This is a genomic window from Paenibacillus sp. Cedars (assembly GCF_003184205.1).
In the GTDB taxonomy this organism is placed as follows: domain Bacteria; phylum Bacillota; class Bacilli; order Paenibacillales; family Paenibacillaceae; genus Paenibacillus_AQ; species Paenibacillus_AQ glucanolyticus.
Map to the genome: position 1 here is coordinate 71,606 of NZ_CP020866.1, position 16,427 is coordinate 88,032.

Sequence of the window (16,427 nt, forward strand, 5' to 3'; positions counted from 1 at the left end):
AGTTGAAGTGTTTCTTGAATTTTGAACTACGTTTTAGAGCTGAAAGGAGCGTGGCAAGCTGTTGGAGACATTGAAACAACTGCTTATGTATGGGATAGACGCAGGCATACAACTGCTGACGCAGCCCTTTTATTATATTTCGATTTTGTTTGTGATGCTGTTTTACCGAAGGCAGGTGCTGGTGGAGCGTAAGCTGTTCCATGTGAAGCTGCATTCTTGGGGAATTCAGACCTGGCGGACGTTTCTCGGTGGGGTGCTGGCAGGCATCGCCGTTTCCATCGTTGTGGCCTTCCTGGGTATATCGTTAAGTTTGGAAGCCATCCTATGCATTTGGGTGACTTCGCTGATTCTGATGCTGTTTCATATTCGGTATTTATGCTTTGCTTATTCCATCGGGCTGCTTGGCATCCTCCAGTTCGTCCTAGGCTGGTTTCCGAACTGGCAGCTAGACGGCTGGATCAGCCATGTAACGACGACAATCCTTAGTCTGGATATCCCGGCATTGCTGGCTTTATCCGCCGTATTGCACTTTGCAGAAGCCATGTTGGTCAGGCTCCAAGGCTCGGGCTTTGCAACCCCTCTGTTTCTGGAAGGAAAGCGCGGCAGACTTGTGGGCGGCTATCATATGCAGAGCTTCTGGCCGCTGCCCCTGTTCTTGCTTGTCCCGGCGGTTGGCGGAGGCAGTGTGCTGCCGTGGACCCCATTCTTCGGGGGCGATGCCTGGAGCGGCGGCTTTACGATGATGGCGCTCCCGGTCGTGATTGGCTTCGGGGAAATGACGCAGAGCATGCTGCCGCAGGAGAAGGCGGGAATTACGGCGAAACGGCTTGTATTCTATGCGGCGACCGTGCTGGCATTGAGCCTGCTGGCCGAGTGGTGGACGCCGCTTATGATCGTGGCTGCATTAGCAGCGCTGCTGCTCCATGAAGGTTTGGTGTGGTACAGCCGTTATGAAGAGCAGCAGCGAAGCCCGATCTTTGTGCATCCGATTCGTGGACTGCGAGTACTCGCAGTCCTTCCGGATAGCCCGGCAAGCGAGCTTGGCATTCTTGCGGGAGAGACGATTCTGAAGGTGAATGGCAAACTGATTCACAGCAAGGAGCAGCTGCATGGAGCGCTGCGGCAGAATTCGGCCTTCTGTAAGCTGGAGGTTCAGAACCATCAAGGCGAGAGCAAGTTCCTGCAGCGTGCGATTTACGCGGGCGATCATCATCAGTTGGGAGCCATCGTTGCTCCGGATCCGAGGGATGGCATAGCGGTAGGTTTGAAGCCGGTAAGCTTGCTGACCCTGCTAGCGAATAAACTTCATCTTCGCAGCAAGCGAGGATCATCTGAGGGCAAGACGCCCGGTGGCTCCGAAGATGCAGGATTCCATTCGTGAATGAACAATTAACAGGCCCTTGTCCTATGGACAAGGGCCTGTTTTATTTGACTTTATAAGCTAACGCAGAATGCGAAAAGGTCTAAGCCTGCACTTTTTTTAGATAAAAAATAGCGATTTGCGTCCGGTCCCGAAGATTCAGCTTGCCTAATATTTCGGTTACGTAGTTCTTGATGGTACCTTCGCTTAAGTAGAGCTGGCCGGCAATTTCCTTGTTGGACAGGCCTTCTGCAATAAGGCCGACAATATTCTTCTCGGCCGGGGTAAGACCTAATGATCCAAGAACATCAGACTGGGAGACCGATTGGGGTGCAGGACGGAGCATGCCGGTCAGCTTGCGGGCAATATCCGGATGGATCAGCATGTTACCGTCGTACACCGTTTTGATACCCTGGATGATCCGATCCGGCGGAATGTTTTTGAGCAGATATCCGCTGGCCCCGTTCCGCAGCGCTTCCACAATGTAATCATCATCATCGAATGTCGTCAGCATGAGTACCCGAATGCCCGGGTGCTGTTCGCGAATTCGCCGCATGCCTTCAACGCCGTCGCATACCGGCATGCGGATGTCCATGAGGATCACGTCTGCCGTAAGCCCACCCTCCAATAAAGCCAGAGCTTCTTCGCCGTGTGCCGCGACACCGGAGATTTCAATATCCGGGTCCATCCCTACCAGCAACTTCAGACTTTCTCGAATAAACGGGTCATCATCTACAATCAGAACTGATATCATGGATGTCCACGACCTTTACTAAAATATAGATATCGAATTACACAATCTCACTCTTTCGATAGACAGGCAGCCGGGTGATGACGGTAAAAGGTGTCGTTCGCCGTATCTCTAACGTCCCACCAACAACTTGAGTTCGTTCAAGCATGCCGCTTAGACCGATGCCTTGACGTTCAGGGACAGCGGCATGGGCGACCGTCTCTTTGACCTCCCCGTTATTGGAAACCTCCATTCGAATTTCCTGTTCCCCGTAGTGAAGCAAGATTTCAACCCGTCCGGCTTCGCCATGGCGGATGGCGTTGGTTATGGCTTCTCGGGCATTTTTATACAGAACCACTTGCTGACTAGGATAGAGCGGATAGGGCATGCCGTGCAGGATAAGTTCGGTTTCGATTCCGGTCTCCCTCCCCGTTTCCTCAAGCAGCCGACTCAAGGAATAATCGTCAGCAATACGTCTGCCGGGGCTCATTTGTTTTACAGCCGTGCGCATTTGCTCCATGCTCTGTCCTAACTGGTCACGGATCTGATGCAGCATATCCATACCTCGGGCCGGATCATGAGGTACGACTTGGAGGGCGGCTTCCATCATCATTTTGACGCGAATCAGCCGGTGGCCGATGTCGTCATGGAGCTGGCGCGAGATGCGGTGGCGTTCCTCCACCTGTGCCGCGTTCTCTACCTGATGCGCGAATTGCAGCAATTGTCTACCTGCCTCATCCTGCTGGAAATGAAGTCTCTTGAGCTCGTCGTATAACTGAATATGGTCAACTTGTTTCTGATTCATCCGATGGATATGACTGAACGTTACGGCCAGAAACAGAAAGAGGAGATTGGCCGTTGTAATCAGCAGTGGATCATAATCGGTAATGGCGATGTTCAACAGCACGAGATGGGCGGTTGCCATCCAGAATTTGCTTGACCGCTCCTGAAACAAGGGCAGATAGACACATAATGCAGACACGGACAGGAAGACCATCATGAAGCCGTATTGATGGCATAACCACAGGGACAGCGCCATCTCCAGCAGCACCGCTGCTCTTAGATAGGCTGGGGATCGTACAAAGCGGCTTAACACCGTAAGGGCCAGAAAGAGCAGAAAGTACACCATGTATTCTCCATAATAGTCGAGCTGCTGCAGAAAGATATCAGCCGCAGCGGGAAGGAGAATCAGGCCGTAGCGCAGATAGGTGAGTGGGGAGGTCACAATGCGATCAGCACCCTTTTCCATAATAAAATCAAACCGTACACACGATTGGCTTCATTATATCACAAGGATGTTTTACATAAGGAGATGACTTTCGTCACCCGTATAAGGTGACTTCCTCTACCTTCAAGAGCTGAGGGTCTTAGATAAAATGAACTTAACGGATAGATACGAAAGAAATGGAGTTGGTGATGATGGCGGTCTTTCTGCAGATGAAAGATGTCGTGAAACGATACGGTAGCAAGCTGTCGGTGGACCATATGAACCTGGAAGTGAATGAAGGCGAGATCTTCGGGCTTCTCGGACCGAACGGGGCCGGCAAGAGCACATCCATCAACATGATCTGCGGGCTTCTCTCGAAGGACCAGGGCAGCATTAAAGTTGACGGTATCTCGATTGAAGAGCAGCCGCTGGAAGTGAAGCGGAGAATCGGATTGGTGCCGCAGGATCTGGCCCTATATGAAGAGATGTCCGCTTGGGACAATGTCACTTTTTTTGCGAAATTGTATGGACTGCGCGGCAATCTGCTGAAGGAACGGGTGGAGGAGGCACTGGAGTTTGTCGGGCTGCAGGACCGGGCTAAAGAACGGCCGTCAACCTTCTCCGGCGGGATGAAGAGAAGACTGAACATTGCCTGCTCGATCACGCACCGTCCGAAACTTATTATCATGGATGAGCCAACGGTGGGAATTGATCCGCAGTCGCGCAATCATATCTTGGAATCAGTGAAGACACTGAACCGTATGGGCTCTACCGTTATCTATACAAGTCATTACATGGAGGAAGTTGCCGCGATCAGTGACCGGGTGGCGATTATGGATCAAGGTCATGTCATCGCTTGCGGAACGCAGCAGGAGCTTCGGGCGCGTGTCGCCCATGAGGAGAAAATCATCCTTACCGCAGACGGGATAACGCAGGACTTGATCGAGCAACTGACGATTCATCCGCGTGTAAGGCGCGTTACGCAGAATGACAGCGAGATTCAGGTCTATGTGCCTTCGGCCCAGAATGAGCTGCAGGATATCCTGTTCATCTGCAGTAAACATGATACCATTCTCCGAACCTTGCAGTGTGAGGAGCCGGACCTCGAAACGTTGTTTCTCAGTTTGACCGGGCGGACGCTCCGCGATTAATCACATGCGCACGTCTGGGAATCTATGAAGGAGGAATACCGGAGATGAATATGATGATTATCGCCTGGTTTGAGCTGAGGCGGATGGTTACCAGCCGCTCGGTGCTAATTAACCAATTTTTGCTGCCGCTGATCCTTATTTTTATATTAGGCAACGCACTTTCGGGCTGGTTCGGTAATGATCAGGAATTTAAACAACAACCGGTCAGGGTAGGAGTTGTCCTGAGTCCTACGGATGGGGGCCAGCTGCCAAAAAGCATTCAGGCTCTGATGAATACACCGGCACTACAAGACATTCTGGTACAAGAGATCGTTGCGAGCCGTGAAGAGGCGGAAGGAAAGCTGCGCAGGGGCGAGGTGGATTATGCGGTAGTGACCCCAGCTTCTTTTGATGAACGAATGGACCAGGGAGACGAAGTAAAACTTGAATTGCTGCCGGGAAGGGACCGTAATCTCAATCTGGTGGCTGACACCATCTTTAAAACCTTTATTGCAGATGCCAATCACAAACAGGCGGAGGCCGTTGTTCTGGGCCGAGATAAGGTTCTTGCGGCACAAGCCGCAGCGCCTGTTGAGGCCACACCCGGACCGAACATTACGATCGGGCAGCTGAGTGAGAAAGAATCCACGTATTCGGCGGCGCAATACTACGCAGCTGCCATGCTGATTATGTTTCTGCTATATTCGGGCCTGATGGCAAGCAGCAGTCTGCTGGGAGAGCGGGAAAGCAAGACCCTTTATCGTCTGCAAAGCGCACCGGTGACCCCCGGAACCATATTTGCAGGGAAAATTATCGGCTGCACTTTGATTACACTTGCACAGGCAGCGGCCATCGTGCTAGGGTCCATGTGGCTGTATGGTGTGAAATGGGGCCCTCACCCCTTTCTGCTCACGATGGTCTGTGTATTAATTGCATTATCGTCCATGACCATTGCCACGTTCATAACGCTAATTTCTTCGACAGCTGCAGGGGCCAGAGGGTTGATGCAGGCTATCATTATCGCCATGACGTTTGTCAGCGGAGGCTTCATGCCGCTGCCCATGGAGTTCTTCCAGAAGATCGGCGCCTTCACCGTTAATCATTGGGCTATGCAGAGCATGCTCCGGATGATGCTGGATAGCGAAGTGCATTTGATTATTACCTGTGTCGGCATGCTGGCGGCTATTACCGCAGCTTTGTCCGCTGCAGCCATGTTTATGTATAGGAAGGTGGGATACCATGCATAGCTTGACCATTGCCTGGCATATGGTAAGGCGGACGCTTGGGCGAAAAAGGGGCTGGATCGTTTATCTGCTGGTCCCTTGCGTGGTCGTTACTTTGACGGTGTTTCTCATGGGGCAGACGACAGCCGCAAGCATTCTGGTCTCCTACGTGAATGAGGACGAGGGGCCCGCGGGTCAATACCTGATAAGCGAACTGGAGCGTAGTGGACAATATGTACTGAAGCAATCTGTGACCGAAAGTACGCTCAAGGAAGAGCTGATAGAGAATAAAAGCACGGTAGGTGTTTATATACCGGAGGGCTTCAGCGATGCATTGTTGGAAGGACAATGGTCAACGGTGAAGGTGTACGAAATATCAACCTCGGAAGCTTCGGTTATGATTCGAATGACGGCGGATTCAGCAGCAACGCGCCTGAGCGGCACTGCGGCCTTGATCCGGGAGACCTCAGGTCCAAGTGTGAATCCCATGATGGCATTGGAAGAGGTGATCGGGCAGTCTGCACAGAACCGGGTGGATACGCAGGTTACCGATTTAAATTTATATGCCAGACCGGGGCTCTCCAACGTTACGGGATTTACCCTGATGTTTATGATGACCCTGATCTCCAGCGTGGTATCCATGATTATGGATGACCGCAGGCAGAGAACATTATCGCGCATGTATACGGCACCTGTACGAGCTTATCAAATTGCTCTGGGCAATTTCCTGGGCAGCTTGGTAGTCGGCTCGCTGCAGGTGGTGGTTGTGCTTGTTCTCAGCCGGTATGTACTCCGTTATGATTACGGTATCCCGTTATTGCTGCACTTCCTCATTCTGATGGCTTTCATGCTGGTCTCATTAGGGGTTGCCAGCACGGTAGCCGGGTTAATCCGGAACGGGCAAAATGCGGCGATGATCAATTCCATGATCGTCACACCGACCTGTATGCTGGGCGGATGCTTCTGGCCGCTTGCCATCATGCCGGACTTCATGCAGAAAATCGCCAATTTCATTCCTCAAAAATGGGCGATCGAGGCGGTGGAGACGGCAGCTACGGGGGGGACGCTGTCTGATATCGGTTTGCCGCTTGTGGTTCTTGGGCTGATGGCTGTCATTCTGCTGGCTGTAGGGTCTGTTGTCTTGCGGCCAAGCGAGAGCGGGGCAGGGCATGGCGCCTAGGCGCAAGGCTTTAAATCCTTGTTAACTGCAGAGATATCGTCGTTGCCGGCATAATTATTGGGTTTCGTGATCAAATCATATAAAAAAGAGCGCCTGGCCAGATCTGAATGTACATGGATTCAGTCTGCCGGGCGCTTGTTACATGGAATATAAAGTGTGCTGCGACAACACGGTACCCAAGTCATCTTGAGTGTGTTGGACCTGTTTGAATATGTGAAGAATCAGCTGAATCTACCCTTCACTATGTAGAACGAGACTACTGCTTCAGCTGTCTCAACACCGTGATTTCAACCCGGCGGTTTTTCTGTTTGCCTTCGGGTGTGGCGTTGTCCGCTGCCGGACGGGTATCGGCATAACCAGCGTACTGGAATCCTGCCGGGTCCAGCTTGCTGTCCTCCAGGAAGAATCTCAGCACCGACATGGCACGGGCGCCGGATAGCTCCCAGTTATCCTTGTAGCTGGAGTGGCGACCAATCGGCACGTTGTCCGTATGCCCTTCGATGCTTACCGTTGTATTCAAATCGCCGAACAGGCTTGCCAGCTTGCCGAGCACCGGGGCAGCCCCGGATTTAAGCTCGGCCTTCCCGACATCGAACAGGAAGCGGTCGCTTAACGTAATGGCAATCCCCTGGGGCTCGTCCGAAATGAAGATGTCCTCCTCCAGCTGGTTGTCTTTCACGTACTGCTGAATGAGTCCCATAAAGTTCGCAAGTTCCTCTTCCTGGGCTCGGAAGGCCAGCTCACGCTCGGTTAAAGGTGCTTCCCCGTTATCTTCCTCCTTATCCTCAGTGACGGCTGTTTGTGGCGGCGGATTCTTATGGTTCTCCGTATCGGCTGTGCCCGTAATGCCCGAACCCATCTCCAGGATGCTGTCACCGCTCTGGAAGGTGGCCTGCAGGGACTGGGTGACCAGTTTGTATTTTTCCGTATCCAGCCGACTCATGGCATACATTACAACAAAAAAGATCAGGAGCAGCGTAATCAGATCCGCATAGGTGATCATCCAGCGGTCGCGCTGATCGCTTCCATCCTGCTTACGGTTGCGCCGCCGTCTATTCGGCTGTCTCATGCGCGATCCCCCTTGAGGACGGAGTATCCGTGGTGCCAGCGGAAGCGAAGGAAGCTAGCTTTTTGCGGACCAACAGCGGGTGCTCGCCGTTCTGAACAGCCATAATTCCTTCGAGCAGCAGCTCCATGTTTGCAATTTCTTCTTCGGAGCGTGCTTTAATCTTCGATGCAATGGGCAAAAAGATAATATTGGCACTCGCAACACCGTATAAAGTTGCGGTGAATGCAACAGCGATGGAAGGGCCGAGATTGGTTGGGTCTTGCAGACTGCCCAATACATGGATCAATCCCATGACGGTACCGATGATGCCCATGGTAGGGGCATATCCCCCGGCGGATTCGAAAATTTTGGCATAGCCTTCATGCTTCTGCTCGGCGGCATTGATATCGAGCTCCAGGATTTGCCGCACCATTTCAGGGTCGTTGCCGTCCACAACCATCTGCATGCCTTCCCGAAGGAACGGATCCTCGTGGTCGGCCGAGATGCGCTCCAGCGCCAGCACGCCGTCTCTTCTGGCTGTTACCGACATATCGACGATGTCGTCAATCAGCTTCTCTGACGAACGCTCGCTGCGGCCGAAGGCCAGCTTGAGCGCAGCAGGGATGGTGCGGAGCCGGGTGGCAGGGAAACTGACGATGACGGCGGCTATGGTGCCGCCGAATACGATAAGGGCTGCCGCACCTTGCAGCAGACCGCTCAGATGACCGCCTTCCCATAAGAATCCCCCGATCAACGCGGCGAGACCGGCGAGAATGCCAAAAATAATCGTAATATCCATAACGCTGTACCATCTCCTTTAAGGAAGTTAAATTCATGAAGTCATAAGTTTGATATAAAGCTTGTTCAATGCGGGCCATGAAGTCTGCCAGACTCTATAAGTTGAAATCCCGACAACGGGAACTGGAACTTATTGAAATTTTCATTAAACTGTTTGCATCAAAAAAAGGGAAGGGGTATAATGAGACGGGAACAAATATTCTTATTCCCTAAGTAGACACCACTAATTTCCCATAATATATCATCGGGAAGTTTCGACATATCTTTTAGCATGAATTTAATTTTAGAGTATGAGGGTGATGAAGGGCAATGAGCGATTTAGTTGTCAGTACCAAATCCTTTGAGATCGAGTCTGAATTCCAGCCGCAGGGCGACCAGCCCACGGCTATTGATGCGTTGGTCGAAGGATTGCACCAAGGGAAGAAGCATCAGACACTGCTGGGTGCAACAGGAACGGGTAAGACGTTTACGATCGCGCAGACAATCGCCAAGGTAAACCGTCCGACACTCGTCATTGCACATAACAAGACGCTGGCTGCTCAACTGGCCAGTGAGTTCAAGGAATTCTTCCCGAACAACTCGGTGGATTATTTCGTGAGTTATTACGATTACTATCAGCCGGAAGCCTATATCCCTTCCTCTGATACGTATATCGAGAAGGACTCCAGTATTAATGAAGAGATTGATAAGCTACGCCACTCTGCAACAAGCTCGCTGTTCGAACGACGCGATGTCATCATTGTGGCGAGTGTATCTTGCATATACGGTTTGGGTTCGCCGCATGAGTACGGTGAACTGCTGCTTTCGCTGCGGGTGGGTATGGAGAAACCTCGAAATCAGATTTTGTCCCGACTTGTTGACATCCAATATCAGCGGAACGATATCAACTTCGTTCGCGGCACATTCCGCGTTCGGGGGGACGTCATCGAGATTTTCCCTGCTTCGAAGGGGGAGCATGCCGTTCGCGTTGAGTTGTTCGGCGACGAGATTGAACGGATCACAGAGATTGACGTGTTGACGGGCGAGCTGGTTGGAGAACGCGACCATGTCGCCATATTCCCGGCATCTCACTTCGTTACCCGTGAAGAAACGATGCGGGTAGCGCTTGTCAATATCGAACGGGAGCTGGAAGAGCGTCTCGAACTTCTTCGTTCGGAAGGCAAGCTGCTGGAAGCGCAGCGACTGGAGCAGCGCACCCGTTATGATATTGAGATGATGAAGGAAGTCGGCTTCTGCTCCGGCATCGAGAACTATTCCGGTCCGCTGACCTTCAGAGAGGCGGGGGCAACCCCCTATACACTCCTGGACTACTTCCCGGACGATATGCTGTTTGTCATTGATGAATCGCATGTGACCCTGCCGCAGATCCGCGCGATGTACAACGGTGACCGTGCGCGCAAAACCGTGCTGGTCGACCATGGTTTCCGATTGCCGTCCGCGCTGGATAACCGGCCGCTGAAGTTCGAGGAATTCGAGGAGAAGGTGAACCAGATCATCTACGTATCGGCTACGCCGGGTCCGTATGAGATGGAGCACTGCGAGACGATGGTTGAGCAGATCATCCGTCCGACAGGACTGCTTGATCCGATCATCGATGTGCGTCCTACAGAAGGCCAGATCGATGACCTGATCAGCGAGATCCATGACCGGGTGGAGCGCGATGAGCGTGTGCTCGTGACCACCCTGACGAAGAAAATGTCGGAGGATCTGACCGATTATTTGAAGGAGATCGGGATCAAGGTTCGTTATATGCACTCCGACATCAAAACGCTGGAACGGATGCAGATCCTTCGCGATCTGCGGCTTGGTACATTCCATGTGCTGGTGGGTATTAACCTTCTACGGGAAGGTCTTGACCTGCCAGAGGTTTCCCTGGTTGCGATTCTGGATGCGGACAAGGAAGGCTTCCTCCGTTCTGACCGCTCCCTTATCCAGACGATTGGCCGGGCTGCGCGGAACTCGGAAGGTAAAGTTATCATGTACGGCAACAAGATCACCGATTCCATGGATCGGGCGATCAAGGAAACCGAACGTCGCCGCAGCATTCAGGTCGCTTATAATGAGGAGCACGGCATTACGCCGCAGACGATCCGCAAGAAGATCCGCGATGTCATCGAAGCAACGAAGGTTGCAGAGGGCAAGACCGATTATCTGGTGGGCGAAGGACAGAAGATGTCGAAGAAAGAACGTCAGAATCTGATTCAGCGTCTGCAGTCCGAGATGAAGGAAGCCGCAAAGAATTTGCAATTCGAGCGTGCGGCAGAGCTTCGTGATGCCCTTCTGGAGCTGCAGGCTGAATAATATGGATTGAAGAATGTCAAGGGGGACGGCCAAGCGGTCGTTCTCTTTGTGAAATAAATACAGCTATACATGCATGCCATATGGAGTAGGAGATGATATCGTTTGGCAAGTGAAAATATTGTGATCAAAGGCGCCCGCGCACACAATCTGAAAAATATCGACGTCACGATACCTCGTGACAAGTTCGTTGTTCTTACAGGTCTTAGCGGCTCGGGCAAATCCTCGCTCGCATTTGATACCATTTATGCCGAGGGTCAGCGTCGTTACGTGGAATCCTTGTCCGCTTATGCCCGCCAGTTCCTCGGACAAATGGAAAAACCGGATGTCGATTCCATCGACGGCTTATCGCCTGCGATATCGATTGACCAGAAAACGACGAGCCGCAACCCGCGTTCCACGGTGGGTACCGTAACGGAAATCTACGATTATCTGCGACTCCTGTTCGCTCGCATTGGACATCCTCATTGCCCGGAGCATGGCGTGGAGATCACTTCCCAGACGGTCGAACAGATGGTAGACCGCATCATGCAGTATCCGGAGAAGACGAGACTGCAGATTCTGGCACCGGTCATTTCTGGACGCAAAGGCGAGCATAAGAATCTGTTTGCCGATATTGCGAAGCAGGGCTTTGTCCGGGTTCGTGTCAACGGGGAGCTGCGTGATCTGTCGGACAGCATCGAGCTTGAGAAGAATAAGAAGCATACGATCGAGGTTGTGGTTGACCGGATCGTGGTCAAGGAAGATATTGAGGCACGTCTTGCCGATTCGATCGAGACGGCATTGAATCTGTCGGGCGGCCAGCTTCTGGTTGATATTATGGGACAAGAGGAGCTGCGCTTCAGCTCCAACTTCGCTTGCCCGATCTGCGGTTTCAGCATGGAAGAGCTGACGCCGAGGATGTTCTCTTTTAACACCCCGTTCGGAGCTTGTCCGGAATGCGACGGCTTGGGTGTGGAGATGATTGTGGATTCGGAGCTGCTGGTGCCGGATATGAGCAAAAGTATAGAAGAAGGCGCCTTTGCCGCATGGAGTGGAGGCACCTCCACCTATTATCCGCAATTTCTGAAATCGGTCTGCGTGCATTTCGGCATTCCGCAGGACAAGCCGGTCAGCACCCTGACCCAGGAACAGATGAATAAGCTGTTATATGGCACGGGCAAAGAGAAGGTTCATTTCCGTTATGAGAATGATTTCGGTCAGCGCAAGGAAGCGCACGTGACCTTTGAGGGAATTATTCCGAATCTGGAACGCCGCTACCGGGATACGAATTCCGAAGGTATTCGCGAGTACATCGAAGGCTACATGAGCAGCAAGCCATGCGACGTATGTAAAGGGCATCGTCTTCGGAAGGAGAGCCTGGCCGTTACGATCAATGAGCGCAATATGGCCTACGTTTCCAGTCTGTCGATCGGGGATTCCCTGAAATTCTTCGATCATCTGGAACTCAGCGAGAAAGAAACCCAGATTGCCAACCTCATCCTGAAAGAGATTCACAGCCGGCTGGGATTCCTGGTCAATGTGGGATTGGATTACCTCACCCTCAGCCGTTCAGCGGGAACGCTGTCTGGCGGGGAAGCACAACGAATCCGGCTAGCCACGCAGATCGGATCGAGCCTGATGGGCGTGTTGTACATTTTGGACGAGCCTAGTATTGGACTTCACCAGCGGGATAACGACCGACTGATCTCCACCCTTGAGCATATGCGGAATTTGGGCAATACGCTGATTGTGGTAGAGCACGACGAAGATACGATGATGGCTGCGGACTATATCATCGATATCGGTCCAGGCGCTGGCATCCATGGCGGCCAGGTCATTGCGGAGGGAACACCGAAGGAGATTATGAAGGACCCTAATTCTCTGACGGGGCAATATCTGAGCGGCCGCAAATTCATTCCGGTTAACAGCGAGCGGCGCAAGACTGATGGACGCTGGCTTGAGATCAAGGGCGCGAAAGAAAACAATCTCAAGAATATCAACGTGAAAATTCCGATTGGCGTGTTTACTGCGGTAACCGGCGTGTCCGGATCCGGTAAATCGACGCTGGTGAATGAGATTCTGTATAAAACGCTGGCCCGCGATTTGAACAAGGCGAAGGTGCGTCCAGGGAAATACCGTGAAATGAAGGGTCTCGAGCATATCGAGAAGGTCATTGACATTGACCAGTCTCCGATCGGCCGTACGCCTCGCTCGAACCCTGCTACCTATACAGGCGTCTTCGACGATATCAGGGACATCTTCTCCCAGACGAATGAAGCGAAGATTCGCGGATACAAGAAAGGCCGCTTCAGCTTCAACGTGAAGGGCGGACGCTGCGAGGCCTGCCGCGGGGACGGAATCATCAAGATTGAAATGCACTTCCTGCCGGATATTTACGTTCCTTGCGAAGTATGTAAGGGCAAGCGCTATAACCGTGAAACGCTGGAAGTCAAATATAAAGGCAAGAACATCTCCGAAGTGCTGGAGATGACGGTTGAGAATGCAACGGATTTCTTCCAGAACATTCCGAAGATTCACCGCAAAATGCAAACCTTGATGGATGTTGGCTTGGGCTACATTACGCTGGGCCAGCCTGCCACAACGCTGTCCGGCGGTGAAGCCCAGCGCGTGAAGCTGGCATCTGAACTCTACCGCCGCAGTACAGGGAAAACGATGTATATCCTGGATGAACCGACAACCGGCCTGCATGTGGACGATATCGACCGTCTGTTAGTTGTGCTTCACCGCTTGGTAGAATCCGGCGAGTCCGTCCTGGTCATCGAGCACAATCTGGATGTCATTAAGACAGCGGATTATCTGATCGATCTTGGTCCAGAGGGCGGCAGCGGTGGCGGTACGATCATTGCCACAGGTACGCCTGAGGAATTGGTCAAGGTGCCGGAGTCTTATACAGGCAAGTACCTGAAGCCGGTCTTGGAACGTGATACGAAGCGAACCAAGGAACTGAACAAGGTTGAGGCTGCGCGTTCATAGTAGTTCGGCTTTCTTCCCATGCTGAAGGGGATTGCGCTGGCATTGTAATCAACAAATAACTTCAGCCAATGAACAAGAGGTTGTCTGACAAAAGAGCACCCGATGGAATAATCGGGGGCTCTTTTTTTTCTTATCCAAGAGCAGCTTAGAGAATGGAGTAGTCGGTGAAGGAATATACTGTGTATTTTCATATATTCCTCCAATACCATCCCGTTCCAGGATATGGTATGATCTTGGTGATTTTGATTAATGGGGGGATTGTATGAAGAGGTACACCTATTCCATGCTGATTGCTCTGGCAGCAAGTGCTTTATACATAAACTCATCCACTAGTGCTCAAGCAGGCGTTATTTTTTCAGATATCGATCCATCCTATGCAAAGGATGCCATTCTCCGGTTAGCAGACAGCGGGCTGTTCCAAGGTGACGGGTACGAGGAGTTCAATCCGAATGAAAGCGTGAGCCGGCAGGATTTTGTTATCATGATCGTAAATGCGTTAAATCTGAGTACAGGCAATCCTCCCGAGAGGGCTACATTTAAGGATGTGTCTAACGATCATTATGCCTTCTCCGCTATAGAAGCTGCGGTGAATAAGGGACTCGTCATGGGAGTCGGAAACGGAAGGTTTGGACTGGGACAACCGCTGACACAGCAGGATATGGCCGTGTTATGTCAGAGAGCCCTGCAAGAGATTACCGGCAAGGAAATTTTGCATGAGGGAACCTTGCAGGAGAAGTCTAATGATCCTTCGATTAGCGAATATGCAAAGGATGCTACAGCACTTGCGCTGGAACTAGGTCTCTTCCCGGAAACCGCAAATGGTTTTAGCCCCAAGGGGACAGTTACAAGGGAAGCCGCCGCCGCGGCAACCTTCAAATGGCTGCAAGCGGCAGAGCAGATCAAGCTGGATGCCCCCGAGAGCGAGTTAGATACTCCCGAGGAAGAGCTGGATTCTCAGCCAGAGAAAGAGCAGGAGACTCAATCAGAGGATACGCTACCGATCATCTATGGAGTTGCGACGCCTTCCCGAGAAGCAGCAGAAGTACCTTCAGGAGGTGCGCAGCCGCATTCAACGCAATCGGGAACGGAATCGCAGGGGCCGTTACAATCACAGCTGCCGACAACACCACCTTCAGCTCCTAATGATGTGAAATTTCATGATGTGAATGGTCAGGTTCAATTGACCTGGACTCAGCGACAGGGCGAGACCTACAACGTCTATTCCAGTGCACAGCCGGGGGCAGGCTATACGTTATTGGCAGACGGAGCGAATGTGGAGGCGGGTTCTTATGTGATATTGAACGCAACTCATCAGGAGCCGACCTTCTATGTCATAGAAGCTGTCAATAGGATCGGCAAGAGCGGTTATTCCAGCGAAGTTTCGAGCCGGCCGAATAAAGTATCGGGTCTTCAGGCTATTCTAAATGAGGAAGAGGAATCCATTAGTCTAACCTGGTCAGATGCACATGAAGGCGTTAAATATAATGTTTACTACATAGGACCCGACGGATCGAGATCACGCTTAAATGATGATCTGTTAGATAACCGTGCGTATCTCATCTCAAATCTCAATATGTTAGCTGGCCCGTCTGGCAGGTATACCATTTATGTGGTCGCTGTTAACGGACTGAACGTAAGCAGTGAACCGTCCAATGAGGTTGCCCTCGATGTCAAAAAGGATCCGGAGGATCGGATCACGATCACGGACCCGTCCGTAGCCTTGCCTAATGATGACTTGGAAGAGGAAACGACAGCCGAACCGGAGTCGGTCACGGAGGACGATGGAGGACATCATCTTGATCCTGCAGATGTGCCGCTTGAGAGCTCCAAGCAGCCCCAACCCGATTACATTCCCTAAAATAACGGGCCACAGCCATGATGAAAGTCATGCTGAAGTCTGACAATTTGGTTAAAAATGAGAAAATTTTATGACTTTTTTCATTTTTGGGGACAGAGGGCTTGCATCTGGACGGGCACATGGATAACATATAAGAAGATATGTAAATTTGCCCGAGAACAAACCCACGAGGAGGTACGTTTCATGATCCTTGCAGCAGCATCGGATGCGAGCGCAACATTCAAGACATTTGATATCTTTATGATTTTGTTTACGATTTTGATCTTGGTTGGTGTGGTTCGCTTGCTGATGGCCCGCCAAAAAAATAAATTCGCAATCGCTTTCGGCCTCGTCAGCTTATTTGTGTTCCTGTATTCTGACTATGCCATGATTACGGGATGGTTTAACAATTAGGCTGCATTTCGTACGTTATTAAAGCGGCTTCATTTGACGAAGGAAATACATACAAACAAGACGCCCTTCTGCTCTTGCAGGATGAAGGCGTCTTTTTGTTGCTTCGAGGGAAAGTTACACAATCCGCAAGAAAATAAAAAAGAAATAGGTCTAGAAGCAATGGCTGTATATGGAAAAACATGATAAATTGAGGAGTACAAGTTGGATAGAGGATGGAACCGGGGGA

12 protein-coding genes are annotated in these 16,427 nt (G+C 51.5%); 8 read left to right on the forward strand and 4 right to left on the reverse strand.

Going from position 1 to position 16,427, the window contains the following annotated elements; all coding sequences use genetic code 11:
* The first annotated feature begins 61 nt into the window (after positions 1–61).
* Complete coding sequence (locus tag B9D94_RS01810) at positions 62–1,381, forward strand: PDZ domain-containing protein (RefSeq protein ID WP_148246375.1); 1,320 nt, start codon at positions 62–64, stop codon at positions 1,379–1,381.
* Between the two features lie 82 nt (positions 1,382–1,463).
* On the opposite strand, the gene B9D94_RS01815 is transcribed toward B9D94_RS01810, so the two are convergent.
* Complete coding sequence (locus B9D94_RS01815) at positions 1,464–2,114, reverse strand: response regulator (protein ID WP_148246376.1); 651 nt, start codon at positions 2,112–2,114, stop codon at positions 1,464–1,466.
* A gap of 37 nt (positions 2,115–2,151) precedes the next feature.
* A complete protein-coding gene (locus tag B9D94_RS01820; RefSeq protein WP_253806097.1) occupies positions 2,152–3,315 on the reverse strand; it encodes a sensor histidine kinase in 1,164 nt (387 codons plus the stop codon).
* Positions 3,316–3,509: 194 nt separating this feature from the next.
* Between B9D94_RS01820 and B9D94_RS01825 the strand changes: the two genes are divergently transcribed.
* From B9D94_RS01825 to B9D94_RS01835, 3 genes are read left to right on the forward strand one after another with little or no spacing between them, the layout of a single operon-like run.
* Positions 3,510–4,448 carry an ABC transporter ATP-binding protein gene (locus B9D94_RS01825; RefSeq protein WP_036639884.1) on the forward strand — a complete coding sequence of 313 codons (939 nt, stop codon included), beginning with the start codon at positions 3,510–3,512 and terminating at the stop codon, positions 4,446–4,448.
* Between the two features lie 44 nt (positions 4,449–4,492).
* Positions 4,493–5,674 carry an ABC transporter permease gene (locus B9D94_RS01830; protein WP_036639883.1) on the forward strand — a complete coding sequence of 394 codons (1,182 nt, stop codon included), beginning with the start codon at positions 4,493–4,495 and terminating at the stop codon, positions 5,672–5,674.
* A complete protein-coding gene (locus B9D94_RS01835) occupies positions 5,667–6,830 on the forward strand; it encodes an ABC transporter permease (RefSeq protein WP_148246378.1) in 1,164 nt (387 codons plus the stop codon). The genes B9D94_RS01830 and B9D94_RS01835 overlap by 8 nt, the downstream gene beginning before the upstream one ends.
* Positions 6,831–7,086: 256 nt before the next feature.
* Here B9D94_RS01835 and B9D94_RS01840 read toward each other — a convergent pair whose 3' ends face one another.
* Positions 7,087–7,899 (reverse strand): OmpA/MotB family protein, encoded by an 813-nt coding sequence (locus tag B9D94_RS01840; protein WP_006213014.1) that lies wholly within the window; start codon positions 7,897–7,899, stop codon positions 7,087–7,089.
* The gene (locus B9D94_RS01845) at positions 7,883–8,677 is read right to left on the reverse strand and encodes a flagellar motor protein (RefSeq protein WP_006213013.1); all 795 of its coding nucleotides are present in this window, start codon (positions 8,675–8,677) and stop codon (positions 7,883–7,885) included. The genes B9D94_RS01840 and B9D94_RS01845 overlap by 17 nt, the downstream gene beginning before the upstream one ends.
* 308 nt (positions 8,678–8,985) lie before the next feature.
* Here B9D94_RS01845 and uvrB point away from each other — a divergent pair, with 308 nt between their 5' ends.
* The 4 genes from uvrB (at position 8,986) to B9D94_RS01865 (ending at position 16,201) form a co-directional block, all read left to right on the forward strand.
* A complete protein-coding gene (uvrB, locus tag B9D94_RS01850; protein ID WP_006213012.1) occupies positions 8,986–10,977 on the forward strand; it encodes an excinuclease ABC subunit UvrB in 1,992 nt (663 codons plus the stop codon).
* A 102-nt stretch (positions 10,978–11,079) separates the two neighbouring features.
* Positions 11,080–13,950: an excinuclease ABC subunit UvrA gene (uvrA, locus tag B9D94_RS01855; protein ID WP_006213011.1), complete on the forward strand. Its 2,871-nt coding sequence runs from the start codon at positions 11,080–11,082 to the stop codon at positions 13,948–13,950.
* A 262-nt stretch (positions 13,951–14,212) separates the two neighbouring features.
* Entirely contained in the window at positions 14,213–15,808 is a 1,596-nt protein-coding gene (locus B9D94_RS01860; protein WP_253806098.1) for an S-layer homology domain-containing protein, read from the forward strand.
* A 183-nt stretch (positions 15,809–15,991) separates the two neighbouring features.
* Positions 15,992–16,201: a hypothetical protein gene (locus B9D94_RS01865; RefSeq protein ID WP_006213009.1), complete on the forward strand. Its 210-nt coding sequence runs from the start codon at positions 15,992–15,994 to the stop codon at positions 16,199–16,201.
* The last annotated feature ends 226 nt before the right edge of the window (positions 16,202–16,427 follow it).

Bases quoted from the DNA above. Each gene is read 5' to 3' on its own strand.
- B9D94_RS01815 (WP_148246376.1), bottom strand. From the start codon at position 2,114: ATGATATCAGTTCTGATTGTAGATGATGACCCGTTTATTCGAGAAAGT.
- B9D94_RS01825 (WP_036639884.1), top strand. From the start codon at position 3,510: ATGGCGGTCTTTCTGCAGATGAAAGATGTCGTGAAACGATACGGTAGC.
- B9D94_RS01830 (WP_036639883.1), top strand. From the start codon at position 4,493: ATGAATATGATGATTATCGCCTGGTTTGAGCTGAGGCGGATGGTTACC.
- B9D94_RS01835 (WP_148246378.1), top strand. From the start codon at position 5,667: ATGCATAGCTTGACCATTGCCTGGCATATGGTAAGGCGGACGCTTGGG.
- B9D94_RS01840 (WP_006213014.1), bottom strand. From the start codon at position 7,899: ATGAGACAGCCGAATAGACGGCGGCGCAACCGTAAGCAGGATGGAAGC.
- B9D94_RS01845 (WP_006213013.1), bottom strand. From the start codon at position 8,677: ATGGATATTACGATTATTTTTGGCATTCTCGCCGGTCTCGCCGCGTTG.
- uvrB (WP_006213012.1), top strand. From the start codon at position 8,986: ATGAGCGATTTAGTTGTCAGTACCAAATCCTTTGAGATCGAGTCTGAA.
- B9D94_RS01860 (WP_253806098.1), top strand. From the start codon at position 14,213: ATGAAGAGGTACACCTATTCCATGCTGATTGCTCTGGCAGCAAGTGCT.
- B9D94_RS01865 (WP_006213009.1), top strand. From the start codon at position 15,992: ATGATCCTTGCAGCAGCATCGGATGCGAGCGCAACATTCAAGACATTT.